Origin of the sequence: Enterococcus sp. DIV1096b (assembly GCF_050498765.1) — a bacterium.
Classification (GTDB): domain Bacteria; phylum Bacillota; class Bacilli; order Lactobacillales; family Enterococcaceae; genus Enterococcus_D; species Enterococcus_D entomosocium.
In genome coordinates this window covers 698,797-717,318 of the sequence record NZ_JBMHEK010000001.1, presented here as the reverse complement: position 1 = coordinate 717,318, position 18,522 = coordinate 698,797, and the positions used below count along the sequence as shown (strand labels likewise).

Sequence of the window (18,522 nt, the reverse complement as noted above, 5' to 3'; positions counted from 1 at the left end):
TTTTATTAAATAATTATACTATACTTTTTAGCCCCTTAATAGGTCATTTCATAAAGCATAAAAAACAGCCCGATCGTGATCGAACTGTTTCTCCACTTCTATGGTAGCTGATTTCCGAATGAATCTTTCTTGTAGAACTGGACTAACCTCAAACGGCATAAATTAGTATCATTAGATAATCCTTCGGCTGTTAACAGTTCTGGATGACATCCCTCGCTTTCGGATGAACAGCAGCAAACGATGAAGGCAAATTACTCCCCTTCGCACGCTTCTCTCAATAAAGACCAAAGAGTATATGCTTTATTCTATAATACTTACAGTTTTTTCGAAAAAATTTATACAACAGCAGTACGTAAAATCTCTGCAAACCAGTGATAAACTGTTTCCGGACATTCATGTTTTTCTAATTCTCGAAAAAAGTCTTTGGATTCAATAAGGGTAATAAACTGAGTCATCGCATTTAGATGCTGCTTGCTGTCTAACGCAGAAAGAGTAAAGATGTACTTTACAGGAATCGTTCCTAAGACATATACTTCAGATTCTAACGTTGTCAATCCCATGCCAAGTTTTTTTGCACCTGCTTCAGGAACCGTATGCGGTAAGGCAACTTGATCGACTATCACCATATAAGCACCTTCTGATCTGGTTTGTTGAATGATCGAATCGATGTAATTTCTAGTGATGATCTTTCTTTCAATCAATGGATTGGCTGCGAGATAAAAGGCCTCTTCCCACGTTCTGGCTTTTTTGTTTAATTGTATCAATTCTGGACGCATCATATCCAACAGCATTGCAGGTTCTTTTGGCTTTTTCTCTTTTTGAGACATGATAGATGCCGTTGGCGAGCAGGACTCTTGTACAAATTTCTCTAGATGATGCCGCAGAGCTGACTCGCTGGTAACCGTTGAATATTGTTGAATAACGTGCATCAAGCCGTCGATCGTAACAGTATTGGGCTTTATACTTGTACTGGTTTCGAATTTGACATCTAAAAACAACTGGGTTCGTTCCTCGTAAGACATGATCGGGTTTACTACAAAAATCGGTTTTTTTAACGGATAAAGTTGAAAGTTGGGTTTTGTCGTAAAAATGATATCGTAAGACTGATCAAATGAATGTAGTTCGCTTGTTTCAATCGGTCCCAATAAGATAAAAGAGGGAAAGATTTCCTTTAATTCATTGTAAATGATTGCTGAGCTTCCAATACCATTTGGGCAAACAACGACCCCCACTTTTTGTTGCACCATATATTCTTCAGAATTCCTGATCAAAAGCGCAAAGTGCATTGTTAAAAAGGCTACTTCTTCATCTGGAAGCTTTGAATCAAAGCTATCACTGATTGGTCTCAAGGTTTCTTTTACGATCTGATAAAGGTCATTATATTTTTCAAAAATTTTCTCCTGCATAGGATTGATGATCGGTAATCGAAACAGCATCCGGAAATAGGTCGGTCGAAAATGACTATATAATTGCTTGATGACAGAGTGTTTATCCTTGAAACGAATACCTGAAAGCAATTCAAATCGCTCGACGATTCTTTCTACCAAGTCAATGATGACCAAATTTCCTTGAAGCCATTCCTTTTCATTCCCTAATGCCATTCCCAGGACCCACCCACAGAGATAGTTCTTTTCTATACTATTCATCACCCCTGCGTTTTCTAAAATTTCTTCAGCAAAGCGGTACTCCTTCATTTTTACTAACTCATGATCATTAGAAAAGGGCTTTAGATTAAATTCATTCAAGCCCATTCTTGGGTATAAAAAAATAAGGATATAGTTCAATTCAATCAATCTATTTTCAACTAACTCTATCGCATGTTTTTCTAAAAGAAGAGAAAGATAGGTGTCCTGCTCATCCGCCAATTGTATTCGTTCGTTATGAATAAAGTAACGGTAAATAAAATCATCGTCCTTGCTAGTCACATCTTCCAAAATCATTCGAAATAAAGCGTAACGAATCATCAGTTCATCACCTGCTAAGTGATACCCCTCTTTTCTCGAGTAACTGATTGAAATATCGTACCCATGTAATTCCGCTTGTAATTTGCGCAGATCACTCATAAAGGTTGTTTTGCCGATTTTTAACGCATCTAAAAAATGATTGACCGACAGATAGTCTTTCTCGTAGTAAAAGAGCGTCAAAAAGATATATTTTCCTCGTTCTTTTGAACTCATCTCATAATACTTAAACATACGCTCACGTAAAAATGACTCCAACAAATATTCCTTGCTTTTTTCAGGCAGTCGAATCACACTTTCCTTATTCACGCTAAGTGGTAGTTTTTGGGCAGATAGAAACTGGTTGATTTTATCAATGGTATACTCTATTTGAGTGCGGTTCATAGAATAATTCCGCTGAAGATAATCGTAACTGATGGTCGGTTTTTCAATCAGAGCCATCATCATCTTTCTCGTCCTATAGTCAATTTTTACCATCAATGTTCCCCCATTTCTGCAGCCTACTGTTCTACTTTCAATGTAAATCCTTCCGCTTGTACATATTTTTGAAGCACTTGATCTACCTGCTGCTTTTCTTCTTTCGTAAGATCTAGAACAGGCAGTTTCGGTAACCCAACATCCTGTCCGATTGCCCGCAAACAGTATTTCAGCCCAGACGGAATCGTTGAGCATTTGCAGGCTTCTCTAAAATCATCAATACTTGCTTGTTCTTGCCGCGCTTGTTCTATGTTTCCAGCTACAAATTGTTCATAGATCGACACATCTGTTTTCGTCACAACATTTGCGGTTGAAGCCACAGAGCCATCTGCTCCTAACTGTAGCGCTTCTAAAATCTTAGAGTCGCTTCCCATCAGCAAAGAGAAATCCTCTCGATGATTTAATTCAAGATAGCCCTTGAAGTTTTCTAGATCACCGCTTGAATCTTTTATCCCAATGATCGAGTCAATTTTGAGTAATTCCGAGAAAACATGACGATTGATGAAATTTCTAGTATTTGGCGGAATATTGTACAAAATAATTGGTAGTGTCGTTTGCTCAGCAATCATTCGGTAGTGATGGATCAACTCCTCATCGGTATATTTCAAAAGATACGGCGTAATGATGGAAGCAGCATCAACGCCGAGTTTTGCAAACTCATTTACTAACTCAATCACTTTATTCGTTGCGATATCTCCGGCACCTGCAAATACTGGTACTCTGCCCGATACTTCATCGACAACGATTTTTGCAAACTGGATTTTCTCTTCTTTGCTTAAGGTATGAAATTCGCCATTGGTTCCTAAAATAAACAACCCGTGGACACCACCAGCAATCAAATGCCTTACAAGCTTTCTGGTGCCCTCTTCATTGATGCCGTTCTCATTTAATGGTGTGACCATTGCTGGTATAATTCCTCTGATTTTCATTGCGTAAGCTCCTTTTTTGTCGTTGCTCCTAAGCTTCCCCCTGGATGCCATTTAAGGTAATCTTCTAACTTGATTTCTTTTGCTTCTTGCAGCAACACCGACAGAACCTGCAGCTGGATCATTTGGGCGATCACAGAGGAACGTGGCGGTTTATTCAATGAGTCCCCTTCTTGGGAAACATAAGAAGACAATGTGACTTCGGCACAGGAAGCTAGGGAAGAATCTTCATTTCCTGTTATCGCTAAAATTACAGCGCCATTGGCTTTTAAGGCAGCAAGTGCATATTCTAATTCTTTGGTGTTCCCACTATTACTTATCGCAATCACTACATCGCCAGCCACGACTTGTCCTGCCGATCCGTGCACAGTTTCGGTTGTGTCTAAAAAATAGGTTGGCGTGCCGACAGATGAGAAAAGTGAAGCTGCATAGCCTGCTACATAGGAACATTTTCCCACGCCTGTTACATGAACGCGCTTATGGTTTTTTTCTGCATGGAGAATAAGTTCTTTGGCCTTCACCATCTGTTGATAGACTTCTTCTTCTTCAAGTCGATAAAATTGAGCATCGCTTTGGGCTTTTAAATTCGTACTATATGCAAACAAAACGTTTTTTTCATTCAATACAGATTTTCCTTCCTTATAGCAAGGAGAAATGGTATCCACCTTTCTCCTTGCTAATCATACTGTTTAACTAAATAGTTTTAAGATTTTATCTAGTAAAATTCCGATAATATTGTAGTCGATTTGAGGAAATCCAGCGTCTGTGATGCCTAATTCAGAAAAAGCTGGGAAAAGCACCAAAGGCAATGCAGTCAGCAAAATACCGCCTAAGAAGGATGCGATGATCGCCCCTTTCAACCCGCCTCTTATTGAACCAAAGACACCCATTGTTCCACCCGAGAAAAAAGCAATCCCAGCTGCTGGCAAAAGTACAACGGGAGAACCCATAGCAGCCATGGCAAACGTCGCTGTTAAGCCACCTATAAACGAGGTAATAAAACCGACAGGAACCATGGTTGGCGCATATTGGAAAAACACAGGAACATCTACTGCCGGCATTGATCCCGGGATATATTTTTCAGAGATCGCCACGAAGGCAGCCGTTAATTCAGCAATAAATTGACGCACACCATAAATCAGTACAGACATACCCGCCGCAAATTGCAACCCTTGAATCAACGGATACAAGAACCATAAGTCGTTGCCAGCCATTTCTTGAACGACATCCATATGACCACTTAAAACTGCTGCGATCGTTGCAATGTAGAAAAGAATAATCATGAAAAATGCAACAGAGAAGACAAAATCTCGGAATACGGAGAAGAAATCAGGAAGCTCGCGATTGGCTGCTTTCTCTTTCTTTGCTTGCCAATTTTTCCCGCCAATGACACTGCCAATGACACCTGAGAACCAGTAAAAAATCAAGTTAAAGTGACCTAGTGCAACCCCTGCATTACCTGTCAGCTCATCTGTATATTTCTGAGCCAATTTGGGCAACCCTGCTCCTGCAAAACCTAGTACCAAAGAACCAAAGATAACTGTTACCCAAGTGGACATACCATTCGAAATAAAAATCAACCCAATGACAGCAGCAAAGAAAAGATAATGCTGACCGGTTAAGAAAATTGATTTTAAAGGCGTCAATTTCGCAATAACTAATCCGAATATGAACCCTAGCCCCATAATCATTGATATTTCAAAACCATATACATCCATAGCTAACGCTGTAGCAGGCTCTACTGCCAGAACCGTCCCTTGAACACCAAATGCGGTCTGAAACAACGTGGCGAAATTTGCAGCAATCGTTCCTACATGACCACCACCAATATTAAAAATCATAAACCCAATGCCCACTTTGAGGACACCGCTCAGGGTCTCCTTCGCAGGCTTTCTTTGTGCAAGTAACCCGATCAAAGCTAAAATCATTAGCAACACAGCAGTATTTCTGAATTGGTTCATTACTAAAATTGCCATTCAATTTATTCCTCGCTCCATCAATTTATTTTGTTTGCATCGTTTCAAGAAATGTTTCTAGTTTTCCTTGGATCTCTTCTTTACTCATAATATTTTGAATACCTATGACTTCATAAGGTTTGTTTTGAAAATCAGGTTCCGCTGCGATATCTGCCATACTCATAAAGGCATCACCCGTAAAACCAATGAGAACATCTAGATTTCCATGAATCGTTTCAATGGGATAGCCGTTTTCTTCAATCACTGATTTTACTTTTATGTGAAGCAGCGTTGAACTCCCCATCCCAGCACGGCATGCAACCGCTATCAAAAATTTCTTGCCATTACTCGCCTTAGGTTTTGCATCTGATTGGATCGATGCATCATTTTTCTTTTTTTGAAAGAATCCCATCTTAACTCCTCGTTTCTTCTAATAGTTTTATAAATGCTTCTGGTGTCTCCACATTTGCTAAACGATCAATGATATTGTCCCTTGCTAAAACCTCTGCTAACTCACCCATCAGTTCCAAATGACTGGTCGGGTCTATCGCTGCCAAACAGAAAATGACTTTAACTGGATCATTGGGCGAACCAAATGAGATGGGGGTATTTAAGGTCATCGCACTTAGTCCTAAACGACAAACCCCATCTTCTGATCGGGCATGGGCCAAAGCAAACCCAGGCATAAGCACGATATACGGCCCGGCATCTAAGACGGATTGAATCATCGCTTCGACATACTGTTTTGAAACACTGCCATTCCTCAATAACGGCTGGGCAGCTTTTTTGATTGCTTCTTGCCAACTGGTACTGTCTTGCTGAAGTAAAATGTTTTCTTTTGTTAATAATGTAGTTTGCAAACGACGATTTCCTTTCTAAAAAAATTTCTTTAGGTCTTAGTAAAAGAATTTCTCGAGATAATTCCTATACACACACTATAAGTGAAAAGTTCTGACCTGAATAGACGATTTGCGACCACATATTTGTACACGCTTCCAGATTAAGTGAACTGCTCTTCTCAAAAAGACCAGGAATACTGCCTATTTTTTTTACTAGCCTCCAGTTTTTCTCGATAACCTTCTTGAGCAGTTCACAAAACTTATTCTACCAAGGAAAAAATGAACCAAAAATGGACAGATCTTTTGCTTGCACCCACAATAAAAAAAAGAAGCTCTTAAATAAACTAAGAACTTCTTAAAGCAAACACTCTATTCATGGCTATAGATCTACCGTTTCAATTGTATTTCTACCCGTAGGTGTTTTCACACGAATTTTTACTTACAACCGCTATTTTCTACTTTGCTTCCTCATGCTTCACGGGACAACTGCTGTGGCAATCAGAACAATGATCCTTTTTCACCATGCGGTACACCACACGACCGCCATAGCCAAAAATCAGTCCGCTTAGAATTACTGTAGCAATCATTTTTCGCCTCCTACGACTTGGATCAAGGGCGCACTCCCTCGGAATGGTTTCTTCACCAGAGCAAATACTAATAGACCAGCAATGACTATTGCCGCAAAAACACCTAGCGTGAGGTGTCCGCCTTCAAAGATGACGTGTCCGAATTGGTAGACCAGAAAACTGGCGCAGTACGCCAAGCCGCATTGATAGCCAATGGCTAACCACGTCCACTTGCTGTCCCCCATTTCACGGTGAATCGCACCGATGGCAGCAAAACAGGGGGCACATAGTAAATTAAAGACCAGGAAAGAGTATGCCGCCACAGCAGTGTAATCGCCGCGCAACACTTGCCAAATCTCCGTCCCACTTTCTGACAACTCACCGGTTTGTCCGTAGAGAATCCCGAATGTGCCGATCACATTTTCTTTGGCCACCAAGCCAGTGATCGTCGCCACGGCGCCTCGCCAAGTTCCCCAGCCTAGGGGAGCGAAGAGGGGCGCCAAAAGTCGACCGAAAAAGGCCAAAATGCTTTGGTCTTCACTGACCCGCTGCAAGGCAAAGCTGTAGCTGGAGGTAAACCAGACAAAGATACAAGCCACAAAGATTATCGTTCCGGCTTTTTTTACAAAAGCAATGGCTCGATCACAGGCACTTTTCAAAATCGTTGTGAGCTGCGGCAAGTGATACGCTGGCAGTTCCATAATGAATGGTGCCAGATCACCTGCAAAAAGCGGCGTTTTTTTCAAGACGATCCCTGAAAAAATCACAGCGCCCATGCCGACAAAATAGGCCGATGGTGCGACCCAACTATAATGAGGGAAAAAGGCACCCGAAATCAATGCAATGATCGGCAATTTGGCAGAACAAGGCATAAAGGTCGTGACCATCACCGTCAACCGACGATCCTTTTCGTTTTCAATCGTTCGGCTTGCCATCACCCCCGGCACGCCGCAACCTGTAGCGATCAACATGGGGATAAACGACTTGCCAGATAGACCAAACTTGCGAAACAGTCTGTCCATGACAAATGCCACCCGTGCCATGTATCCACAGTCCTCCAAGATAGCCAAGCAAAAAAACAACACGAAAATCTGCGGCAAAAAGCCTAAAACCGCACCGACCCCAGCCACGATGCCATCCAAAATCAGTTCTTGTAGCCACTGGGCGACCCGCAGCTGTTCTAGCCAATGCGCTGTTGTTTCGGGAATCCAGCTGCCAAATAATACATCATTGACCCAATCAGTGCCGATCGTGCCAATCGTCTGAATCGATAAATAGTAGATTCCCCACATAATGAAGGCAAAAATCGGTAGTGCCAATACGCGATGGGTCAACACGCGGTCGATTTTGTCGCTGAAGGCTAAGTGCTGATCTGTTTCCTTGATGACTGCCAGCGCCAACAATTCTTCAATGAAGCCATAGCGCTCATTAACGAGAATGGCGTCACTGCTGTCTTTAAAGATCATCTCTAAAATCGAAATCGTCTCCTGAATGACTGCTTGCTGGGAATCAGTCAGTTTACACATTGCTTGAATCGCTTCATCTTTTTCGAAGAGTTTTATGGCAAACCAGCGTTTTCGCTGCTGAGGGATCGTCTCTGGCAAAATCGCCATGATCTCGGTCAAGCCAGCCTCTAGACGAGCATCGTAGCGGGGAGGGAGCTGTAGTGTGTTGGCTGCTTGCTTCGCTGCCTCGATCATTTTGGCTAAACCACGTTGTTTCAAAGCACTGATCCCCACTACAGGAATCCCTAATCCGTAAGCCAATTTTTCGAAGTTGATCTGCAAGCCTTTTTTCTTTAATAGATCGATCATGTTGATGGCTGCCACGGTCGGACCATTCATTTCTAATAATTGCAATGTTAAATACAGATTTCGCTCAAGATTAGTTCCGTCAATAATATTGATCACCGCATCCAGCGATGCTTCCATCAAATAATTGCGGGAAATCAGTTCTTCAGGCGTATAAGGTGACAAGGAATAGATCCCGGGCAGATCTTGGATCAGCACGTGCCGGTCTTTTCGCAGTCGCCCCGCTTTACGTTCTACGGTGACACCCGGCCAATTGCCCACTGTTTGTTTGGCACCAGTCAATTGATTGAAAGTACTTGTTTTCCCACTATTGGGATTTCCTGCTAATGCAAATTGATAGGTCATCAAGCTTCGACTCCTTTTTCGATAAAAACCAACGCTGCTTCTTGCTTTCTCAAAGACAATTCATAACCGCGGAGCCGAATCTCCATTGGATCACCCAATGGAGCCAGTTTCACTACTTCCAAATGAACGTTTTTCGTAAGCCCCATATCCATCAAACGACGGCGCAAAGCACCTTTTGCACCAATCTGATTGACCTTCCCGCTTTCACCAACTTGCAGCTGATCCAAAGAGGTAATGACCGTTTGCTGCTGGATTTCTGTGACATCGATTTGTTCCATGACCCGTGCATCTAAAGCAATCCGCGTCCCTTGGTGCAAAATGATGCCGCCTTTGCGATCTTTTTGCACCACAACGATTTCAACCCCCGTGCGAATGCCAAGATCGTTTAAATGAACCGTGATTTCTTTGGTTGTTGCCAACGAGTCGATTTTGTATGTCCCAGAAGCCCAAGTTTGCGCCATTTTCATTGGTTCTTACTCCTTTTGTGAAGTGTTTTTTAATTAACCTACTTTAATTGAGAATGATTATCATTATAATAGAGCCATTTCCATAGGAAGTCAATCTGTTTTCGACTTAACTTTGAATCTTCCTTCACAATAGAGATTTTTTTTACTCATTTTGATTGCATATCCCCTCTAATAATTACGCAAAAACCTTGTAATTCTAAGTATTTTCCGCTTTTTTCATTTGCATAAAAAACACAGAAACACTATAAATTGTGTATGCCGAATTCACAAGCACAAGATATAGTGTTTTTTCGTTGACTTTCTCCGAGACTTATTTATACTAGGTTTATAACTATTACAACTCGGAGGAAACAATTATGAATATCAAACTATTTTCTAAAAACAACTGCATGCAATGTAAAATGGCGAAACGCTTTTTAAGTGAAAATCAGATTGCCTTTGAAGAAATCAATATCGATAATGAGCCTGAAGCATTAGAATTTTTGAAAGAACAAGGATTTCAAAGTGTGCCAGTCATTACCTCTGATGCGCAAACGATCATCGGTTTCCGTCCAGATCAACTACGTCAATTAGCGAGCTAAGATTTTTCTCAATGTGATGCTTTTGAGGGATTTGTCAGTCGTCCAGACCGCAAGTCCTTTTTTATACGAACAAAACAAGAAAAGAGGTTAGCCATTTATGAGCTTGAAAGAAATCAAAGATGTCAGTTATTTCAAATTGAATAATGAGATCAACCGTCCAGTAGATGGTCAAATTCCATTAAATAAAGACAAAGAAGCCCTAGCGGCATTCTTTAAAGAAAACGTTGAACCAAATACCTTAACCTTTGCGACTGCAATGGACAAAATCAATTATTTGATTGAAAATGATTATTTAGAAGAAGAATTTATCAAAAAGTACCGTCCTGCTTTTATTGAGGACTTGTATCAATTCTTAGATGAGCAACACTTTACTTTCAAATCATTTATGGCTGCTTACAAGTTTTATTCACAATATGCATTAAAAACGAATGATGGTACCGCGTATCTTGAGCGTTACGAAGATCGGGTGGCGTTCAACGCCCTTTACTTTGCGGATGGGAATGAAGAGTTAGCCATGAGCTTGGCAGATGAAATGATCTACCAACGTTACCAACCAGCAACCCCTTCTTTCTTGAACGCAGGACGCAAACGTCGCGGTGAATTAGTTTCTTGTTTCTTGATCCAAATCACTGATGACATGAACGCGATCGGTCGTGGGATCAACTCCGCACTGCAACTTTCACGGATCGGCGGCGGTGTCGGGATCACATTATCAAACTTGCGGGAAGCTGGCGCGCCTATCAAAGGCTACGAAGGTGCAGCAAGTGGTGTGATGCCTGTAATGAAATTGTTTGAAGATAGCTTCAGCTATTCAAACCAATTGGGTCAACGGCAAGGGGCTGGTGTGGTCTACTTGAACGTCTTCCACCCAGACATCATCAGCTTTTTATCAGCGAAAAAAGAAAATGCAGATGAAAAAATCCGTGTCAAAACCTTATCATTAGGTGTGATCGTACCTGACAAATTTTACGAATTGACGCGTAAAAATGAAGAGATGTATCTCTTTAGTCCGTACAGTGTCGAAAAAGAATATGGCGTACCATTTTCTTATGTCGATATCACCAAGGAATACGACAACTTAGTCATGAATCCACGGATTCACAAGACTAAAATCAGAGCTCGCGATTTAGAAAATGAAATTTCTAAATTACAACAAGAATCTGGTTATCCTTATATCATTAATATCGATACAGCAAACCGCAGCAACCCAATCGATGGCAAGATCATCATGAGTAATCTTTGTTCCGAGATCCTTCAAGTTCAAGCACCATCTGAGATCAACGGCAAGCAAGAATACGAGGTTTTAGGAACAGATATCAGCTGTAACTTAGGTTCCACCAATATCGTGAACTTGATGGACAGCCCTAACTTTGGGAAATCTGTTCGAGCAATGACTCGTGCCTTGACCTTCGTTACTGATGCGTCTGACATTGACGTGGTACCATCGATCCAAAATGGGAATGCCTTGAACCACACGATCGGTTTAGGCGCAATGGGCTTGCATACCTATTTTGCAAAAAATCAAATGGAATACGGTTCACCAGAATCCCTTGAATTTACTGATCTTTATTTCATGTTGTTGAACTATTGGACATTGGTTGAAAGCAATGCCATCGCCAAAGAAAAAGGCGAAGTTTTCCATAACTTTGAAAAATCAGCTTATGCAGATGGCAGCTACTTCACTGATTATATCCAAGGTGACTACCAACCAAAATCGGAAAAAGTCAAAGCATTGTTTGAAGGCGTCTTTTTACCAACTGGTGAAGATTGGGCAGCCTTGGCACAAACCGTCAAAGAAACCGGCTTGTATCACCAAAACCGCTTAGCCGTTGCACCAAATGGTTCGATCTCTTATATCAATGATACGAGTGCCAGCATCCACCCGATCACTCGGATGATCGAAGAACGCCAAGAAAAGAAAATCGGCAAGATCTATTATCCAGCACCTTACTTGAGCAATGAGACGATCGGCTACTACAAATCAGCCTACGATATGGATATGCGCAAAGTGATCGATGTTTACGCAACTGCTCAAAAACACGTCGATCAAGGGATGAGTATGACCTTGTTTATGCGTTCAGATATTCCAGAAGGTCTTTACGAATGGAAAGAAACGACAAAACAAACCACCCGTGATTTGAACATCTTGCGTCACTATGCTTTCCACAAAGGGATCAAATCGATCTACTATGTACGGACCTTTACAGATGATGCAGAAGAGATCGGCAGCAACCAATGTGAAAGCTGTGTCATCTAATCCAACTTTTGCCTGAAAACGAACCAATAGCCTGCCCCTGCTCTCTATTGAGAGCGGGTCGGCTGTTGTCTTGATACGATTATTGGAGGAACCGACTATGGGTAAGACTTACTATGAAGCAATCAACTGGAATGAGATCGAAGATATCATCGATAAATCCACTTGGGAAAAATTAACAGAGCAATTCTGGTTAGATACGCGGATCCCTTTATCAAATGACCTTGATGATTGGCGGACGCTATCACCATTAGAAAAAACGACGGTGGGCTACGTCTTTGGCGGCTTGACCTTATTAGATACCGTTCAATCAGAAAGCGGTATGGATCAACTGCGTAAAGATGTCCGCACCCCACATGAAGAAGCGGTCTTGAACAACATCCAATTTATGGAATCTGTCCATGCAAAAAGCTATTCATCGATTTTCAGCACCTTGAATACAAAAGCGGAGATCGCCGATATTTTTGAATGGACCAATACCAATCCTTACTTACAAAAGAAAGCCGAACGAATCAATGAGATTTACAAAAATGGGACACCGCTAGAGAAAAAAATCGCCAGTGTGTTTCTAGAGACCTTCTTATTCTATTCAGGTTTCTATACACCCCTTTACTACTTAGGTAATAACAAACTAGCGAACGTAGCGGAGATCATCAAATTGATCATTCGTGACGAATCCGTTCACGGCACGTATATCGGCTACAAATTCCAATTAGGTTTCAACGAATTACCAGAAGACGAACAGCAAAAGCTGAAAGACTGGATGTACGACTTGTTGTATGAGTTGTATGAAAATGAAGAGCGTTATACCGAAGAATTATACGATGAGATCGGCTGGACCGAAGAAGTCAAAACCTTCTTGCGTTACAATGCCAATAAGGCTTTGATGAATCTAGGACAAGACCCGCTTTTCCCAGATACCGCCAACGATGTCAATCCAATCGTCATGAACGGTATTTCAACTGGTACCAGCAACCACGACTTCTTCTCACAAGTTGGGAACGGGTATCTGCTTGGTTCCGTGGAAGCGATGAAAGACGATGACTACTTCATCGGACTTGATTGATCTGCTGACAAATAAACACCTTGTTTCTCGCCAATTGAGGGTGAGAAACAAGGTGTTTTTTAGTGAGCCAGCTGGTCTTTGATAAAGGTCAACGTTTCTGTCAAACAGGCCTGTGCTTGGGGCAAGCTATAATCAAATTGGTATTCGTGGGTCACCGTTTCCGAATCCCCTTTGTAAAAGCGACTCGTCACGGGAATATCAAGAGCTTGCAGCTGGTTGGCAAAGGCAATGCCTTGGTCTTCAAAGGAATAGGCATTGCCATCCGTGATATACGTTGGCGGAAAATCAGCCGTCAATTTATCCACCAGTGAGATCTCCTGCAGTTGGGGACTTTCTTGCCATTCTTTTTTGCCTAATAACGACCAAGCCACCGTTTTGACAAAGAATTTCATAAAGCGATCATCTGAAGAAGTCCCGGCGATCTGCTTCAAATCAAGCGGTCCGCAATAGGAAATAAACCCTTTCAGGGCCGATGCAGGAATGTCTTGATCAAAGGACATTTCCTTCGCATACGCTGGATTGGTTTGCAGCGCCACATATTGCCCAGCGATTTGGGCTCCTGCAGAATCCCCGCCGAAGAAGAGTTGATCGAAATCCAGCATGGGGTATGCTTGGGCATCTGCTTTGATCGAGTCTACCGCTTGGGCTAATTGTTTGACCTGTCCCGGATAATGCAGACTTGGTGCCCATTCATAATTAATCGAAACCACAGCGGCTTGGGTTTCATCGACGACATAGGTCGCAAACTCTTTGACCCCTTCTTTATCTCCACCGACATAGCCGCCCCCATGGATCCAAAAAATGACTGGAACAGGGCCTTGTGCCTCTTTGGGATAATATAGATCAAAGGTACTACGTTGATAGTCCGATTGATACGTCAAGTCCTGTTTGACCGTCACATTCGGCAAACTTTTTTGATAAGCTGCCTCACCCTTGATGGTCACTTCTTGGTTAAACAGATGACCGATCAAAAAAGCCCCCGGTCGTGGGGAGAGTTGAAAAGCCAGAAAAACGGCAGCTAAGAGTCCGATCAGGACCATCGCCACCCACATGAAAAAGCGCAGAATTTTTTTCACGCAAAAGCTCCTTCCTTCGTTCTGTTTCAGCTTTTTCATTTAACCATGTTTTTTTAGCAAATTCAATGACAATCGCTAAAGATTAAAAAAGGATGATACCAATAGGTATCATCCTTAAAATAACATCGTTTATAATGGCAACATCATAAACAAACCAGCTGCGATCGCTGCACCGATCATTGGACCGATGATTGGTACTAACGCATAGCCCCAATCGGAAGTCCCTTTGTTTTTGATTGGTAAGATTTGGTGAGCAATCCGTGGTCCTAAGTCCCGTGCCGGGTTGATGGCATAGCCTGTTGGTCCACCAAGAGACAGTCCGATCGCTAAGATCAAGATCCCAACAACGATGGGATTTAATCCATCCGTAAAGGTATTGGCACCAAAAGCCAATAAGCCAAAGACTAAGACAAAGGTACCAATGACTTCAGTGATCGTATTCGATACTAAATTACGAACTGCAGGCCCTGTTGCAAAGGTGCCTAAAATCGCGCCTTGGTCTTTTGTTTCATCCCATAATGGCAAGTAGTTGAGCCAAACAAGGATTGCTCCTACGATCGCACCAGCAATCTGCGCCAGCATAAACGGTATAGCCAAACTCCAAGAAAAATTCCCTGTCATCGCCATGCCTAATGTAACGGCTGGATTCAAGTGAGCAGGTCCCATGTACCCTGAAACGTATACGGCGATGGTCACCGCTGTTGCCCAGCCCATCGCGATCACGATCCAGCCAGAGGCTTCTGCTTTACTCTTTTTCAGATTGACAGCCGCACACACGCCATCCCCTAACAAAACCAAAATAGCCGTTCCTAGAAATTCACTAAAGATCTGGGTTGTTTCATTCATCTTTTTTTCCTCCTTTTAAGGCTGTTAAATCTGATTCTGCGATCACTTGGTTCATTTCTGCTACATAGGCTGCTTTTTCTTCTTCGCTCCAGCCAAAGAAGTCGGTCATAGCTGCGACGACACCGGCTTTGACTTCATCTAAGGTATCTCGCATAAATAGGATATGGTTGGTCCGACGCAATAGATAATCGACAGGCGTCAGAACCATTTCTTCATGCAAGGAATAGTTCAAGGCAGTGCTTTCTTTTTCATCTAAGCCCTCAAACTTCGTCTTGTAGTTCAACACTTGGGGAAGATTCGACCCATAAAGATGAGCCAAATACGTCGCATCTGCTTCATTGAACCCAGCGGCTTGCGCTTCGTCAGCCAACTTCGCTAATTCTCCCTCTACATTGGCTGCATCAAGCTCCCCACCAGAAACTGGGTACGTGGTTGAATCCACTAACTCGAAGGAAGCACCGCTTTCTTGAAGCAATTCATTGATCCGTTTGACTGCTCCTTCCGCCATCAAACGATAGTCGGTGATTTTTCCGCCTGCCAACGTCAATAGTCCGTCTTTTGAGCGTTCCAAACTGCTGCCGCGAGAAACTTGCGATGGATCCACTTTGCTGGCTTCTACTCGTTCTTGTGCTTGTTTTACGGCTTTTTCTACAACTGGTCGCTGCCGCTTATCTGCAAGATATTCTTTGACGCTTTCAACGATCTGCTCAAAGCTTTCATCCGATAGTTTGCCTTTACCGCCGCCATTGTAATCCGAACCACCATTATTCGTAATCAATGGACGTAGACCAGCCCAGCTCGCTTCGATATCATCAAGGGTGATTTGTGCATGTGGGAAGCGTTCATTCACGATGGTCAGTAGATAATCGACATCTTCTTGTGTGACCGTCGGATGGGCAAAATCGCCTTTATAGTCCGTATCGGTTGTGCCAAAATAGGTCTTGTTTTCTCTTGGTACCACGAAAACCATCCGACCATCATTTTTCCCAGTATCAAAATAGGTTGGTTGCGGCACTTTTAGTTTTTCCCGATCGACCACTAAATGGACACCTTTCGTCGGACGCATTTGTGGCGGCAGCTCATCATTCTTGTCTAATTGACGAACGATGTCTGACCAAGGGCCGGTCGTGTTGATCACGACTTTGGCGTGAACCTCAAAGCGCTCGTTTGTCAGTTGATCCTCCACTTCTACCCCATTGATGATGCCTTGCTCATCATGTAAGATGCCGACGACTTTGGCCTTACTGATCATTGCTGCCCCATCGGCTTGTGCTCGTTTGATGTTTTCGATCACCAAGCGGGCATCGTTGTTGCGAAAATCAAGATAGACTCCGCCACCAACTAAGTTTTCCGCCTGCAGCTGTGGTTCGCGTGCTAAGACCTCTTCTTTCGTCAACAGATAATTTTCGTATTTACTGCCTGTCACATTCGCTAAGCGATCATAAAGATCCATCGCCACTTTAACAGAAAACAAGGAGAAGGTTGCCCCCGGTTCATCGTAAATCGGTAAAAGCATCGGATCTGGTTTCGGGATATGTGGAGCAATTTGTTGGACGATCGCCCGTTCCCGCACGGTGTCAGCGACCACTTCCACGTCAAAGGTTTTCAAATAGCGAATACCGCCATGAACGAGTTTCGTGGACCGCGAAGACGTCCCTTCGGCAAAGTCTTGCATTTCCAAAAGAACCGTCTTCATCCCAGCCGCTGCTGTTTGAACGGCAACCCCTGCGCCGGTAATCCCACCACCAATGATCAACACATCATAGGTGGTCTTTGCCGTTTCTTGAATGGTTTCCTTCCGATCTTTCTGAGAAAAGGTCATGGCTTACTCGCCTTCTTTCTTCGCTTTGAATTTGAAGGTCTGAGTAGCCGCCACCGCTTGTTTCCAACCTTCGTACAAATTGTCTCTTTCTTCTGCTGGCATTTCTGGCGTAAACATTTGCCCTTCTTCTGCCATTGATTTCAATTCATCTAAGTCTTTCCAGAAGCCAACCGCTAGTCCTGCCAAATAGGCTGCACCTAATGCGGTTGTTTCCAGATTCGCTGCTCGTTGTACGTCAATGTCTAAAATGTCCGCTTGGAACTGCATCAATAAATCGTTTTTGGCTGCCCCTCCATCGACTTTCAGCAATGGGATATCGATACCGGAATCTTTTTTCATCGTATCGATGACGTCTTTTGATTGATACGCAACAGCTTGCAATGTTGCCCGAACAAAATCTTCCTTCGTCGTCCCACGAGTCAAGCCGAAGACTGCTCCTCTTGCATCTGAATCCCAGTAAGGCGCACCTAATCCAGTAAAGGCAGGTACCACATAGACTTCATTATCACCTTTTGCTTTGGCAGCTAGTTCTTCTGATTGTGGCGATGTCTCGATCATGCGTAGACCATCCCGCAGCCATTGGATCGCTGATCCAGCAACGAAGATACTTCCTTCTAAGGCATAATAGACTTTGCCGTTGATGCCATACCCGATAGTCGTCAGTAGGTCATTGTCAGACAATTGTGGTTCTTCACCAGTATTCATGACAATAAATGCCCCAGTGCCGTAAGTATTTTTGATCATACCTTTTTCAAAGGCCATTTGTCCAAAGAGAGCGGCTTGTTGGTCTCCAGCCATTCCAGCGATTGGTACTTCACTGCCGTAAAAATGGTAGCTGCGGGTGTGACCATAGACTTCTGAGTTGCTTTTGACTTCTGGTAGCATCGAGCTTGGAATGTTCAAAAGATCCAAAATTTCTTGATCCCACTCTAATTTATGAATGTTGTAAAGCATCGTCCGACTAGCATTGGAGTAGTCGGTGACATGGACTTGTCCATCTGTCAGTTTCCACACAAGCCATGAATCGATCGTTCCGAAGAGTAGCTCACCATTATCCGCCTTTTCTTGTGCCCCTTCGATATTGTCTAAAAGCCAACGCACCTTGGTCGCTGAGAAATACGCATCAATGACTAACCCAGTTTTTTCATGGATCATCTCTGTATGGCCATCTACTTTTAATTGGTCAGCGATCGGTGAAGATTGACGGGATTGCCAAACGATCGCATTCGCGATTGGCTGCCCTGTCGTTTTATCCCAAACCACTGTCGTTTCACGCTGGTTGGTGATACCAATGCCGGCGATTGCTTCTGGTCGGATACCTGATTCAATAAATGCCCCTGCGATGACTGATTGGACAGAGTTCCAAATTTCGTTGGCGTTGTGTTCTACCCAACCTGATTTTGGAAAGTATTGCGGAAACTCTTTTTGTGAACTGCCGATTTTTTTCCCGTTACGATCAAAAATAATTGCTCTTGAACTAGTGGTTCCTTGGTCGATCGCCATTACATAATTTTTTTCTGCCATTTGATT

At 42.9% G+C, this 18,522-nt stretch carries 16 protein-coding genes; 3 read left to right on the top strand and 13 right to left on the bottom strand.

What is annotated here, in order from left to right; translation table 11 throughout:
* Positions 1 to 335 precede the first annotated feature (335 nt).
* The 9 genes from IGJ17_RS03320 to IGJ17_RS03280 all read right to left on the bottom strand — a co-directional run bounded on the left by IGJ17_RS03320 (position 336) and on the right by IGJ17_RS03280 (position 9,347).
* Positions 336 to 2,438 (bottom strand): BglG family transcription antiterminator, encoded by a 2,103-nt coding sequence (locus IGJ17_RS03320; RefSeq protein ID WP_086333045.1) that lies wholly within the window; start codon positions 2,436 to 2,438, stop codon positions 336 to 338.
* A 23-nt stretch (positions 2,439 to 2,461) separates the two neighbouring features.
* A complete protein-coding gene (gene dapA / locus IGJ17_RS03315) occupies positions 2,462 to 3,367 on the bottom strand; it encodes a 4-hydroxy-tetrahydrodipicolinate synthase (protein WP_086333044.1) in 906 nt (301 codons plus the stop codon).
* Entirely contained in the window at positions 3,364 to 4,029 is a 666-nt protein-coding gene (locus IGJ17_RS03310) for an SIS domain-containing protein (protein WP_086333043.1), read from the bottom strand. Before IGJ17_RS03310 ends, dapA begins: the two co-directional genes overlap by 4 nt.
* Before the next feature lie 24 nt (positions 4,030 to 4,053).
* Positions 4,054 to 5,340, bottom strand: a complete 1,287-nt coding sequence (locus IGJ17_RS03305; protein ID WP_086333042.1) for a PTS ascorbate transporter subunit IIC — start codon at positions 5,338 to 5,340, stop codon at positions 4,054 to 4,056.
* Between the two features lie 25 nt (positions 5,341 to 5,365).
* On the bottom strand, positions 5,366 to 5,731 hold the full coding sequence (locus IGJ17_RS03300; protein WP_005237463.1) for a PTS sugar transporter subunit IIB: 366 nt from the start codon (positions 5,729 to 5,731) through the stop codon (positions 5,366 to 5,368).
* 1 nt (position 5,732) lies between these two features.
* Positions 5,733 to 6,179, bottom strand: coding sequence for a PTS sugar transporter subunit IIA (locus tag IGJ17_RS03295; protein WP_086333041.1), 447 nt, complete (start codon positions 6,177 to 6,179; stop codon positions 5,733 to 5,735).
* A gap of 434 nt (positions 6,180 to 6,613) precedes the next feature.
* Complete coding sequence (locus tag IGJ17_RS03290) at positions 6,614 to 6,745, bottom strand: hypothetical protein (RefSeq protein ID WP_005237465.1); 132 nt, start codon at positions 6,743 to 6,745, stop codon at positions 6,614 to 6,616.
* Positions 6,742 to 8,880, bottom strand: coding sequence for a ferrous iron transport protein B (gene feoB, locus IGJ17_RS03285; protein WP_086333040.1), 2,139 nt, complete (start codon positions 8,878 to 8,880; stop codon positions 6,742 to 6,744). Before feoB ends, IGJ17_RS03290 begins: the two co-directional genes overlap by 4 nt.
* Positions 8,880 to 9,347, bottom strand: a complete 468-nt coding sequence (locus IGJ17_RS03280; RefSeq protein ID WP_005237467.1) for a FeoA family protein — start codon at positions 9,345 to 9,347, stop codon at positions 8,880 to 8,882. Before IGJ17_RS03280 ends, feoB begins: the two co-directional genes overlap by 1 nt.
* A 356-nt stretch (positions 9,348 to 9,703) precedes the next feature.
* Here IGJ17_RS03280 and nrdH point away from each other — a divergent pair, with 356 nt between their 5' ends.
* The 3 genes from nrdH to nrdF all read left to right on the top strand — a co-directional run bounded on the left by nrdH (position 9,704) and on the right by nrdF (position 13,248).
* Positions 9,704 to 9,928 carry a glutaredoxin-like protein NrdH gene (gene nrdH, locus IGJ17_RS03275; protein WP_005225182.1) on the top strand — a complete coding sequence of 75 codons (225 nt, stop codon included), beginning with the start codon at positions 9,704 to 9,706 and terminating at the stop codon, positions 9,926 to 9,928.
* A gap of 97 nt (positions 9,929 to 10,025) precedes the next feature.
* Complete coding sequence (gene nrdE / locus IGJ17_RS03270) at positions 10,026 to 12,185, top strand: class 1b ribonucleoside-diphosphate reductase subunit alpha (protein ID WP_086333039.1); 2,160 nt, start codon at positions 10,026 to 10,028, stop codon at positions 12,183 to 12,185.
* Positions 12,186 to 12,282: 97 nt separating this feature from the next.
* The gene (gene nrdF / locus IGJ17_RS03265) at positions 12,283 to 13,248 is read left to right on the top strand and encodes a class 1b ribonucleoside-diphosphate reductase subunit beta (RefSeq protein WP_005225180.1); all 966 of its coding nucleotides are present in this window, start codon (positions 12,283 to 12,285) and stop codon (positions 13,246 to 13,248) included.
* A gap of 59 nt (positions 13,249 to 13,307) precedes the next feature.
* On the opposite strand, the gene IGJ17_RS03260 is transcribed toward nrdF, so the two are convergent.
* The 4 genes from IGJ17_RS03260 to glpK form a co-directional block, all read right to left on the bottom strand.
* Positions 13,308 to 14,363: an alpha/beta hydrolase gene (locus IGJ17_RS03260; RefSeq protein ID WP_086333038.1), complete on the bottom strand. Its 1,056-nt coding sequence runs from the start codon at positions 14,361 to 14,363 to the stop codon at positions 13,308 to 13,310.
* 90 nt (positions 14,364 to 14,453) lie between these two features.
* Positions 14,454 to 15,170 (bottom strand): MIP/aquaporin family protein, encoded by a 717-nt coding sequence (locus tag IGJ17_RS03255; protein WP_005237471.1) that lies wholly within the window; start codon positions 15,168 to 15,170, stop codon positions 14,454 to 14,456.
* On the bottom strand, positions 15,163 to 16,992 hold the full coding sequence (gene glpO, locus IGJ17_RS03250; protein ID WP_086333037.1) for a type 1 glycerol-3-phosphate oxidase: 1,830 nt from the start codon (positions 16,990 to 16,992) through the stop codon (positions 15,163 to 15,165). Before glpO ends, IGJ17_RS03255 begins: the two co-directional genes overlap by 8 nt.
* A gap of 3 nt (positions 16,993 to 16,995) precedes the next feature.
* The gene (glpK, locus tag IGJ17_RS03245) at positions 16,996 to 18,516 is read right to left on the bottom strand and encodes a glycerol kinase GlpK (protein ID WP_086333036.1); all 1,521 of its coding nucleotides are present in this window, start codon (positions 18,514 to 18,516) and stop codon (positions 16,996 to 16,998) included.
* Between the last annotated feature and the right edge of the window lie 6 nt (positions 18,517 to 18,522).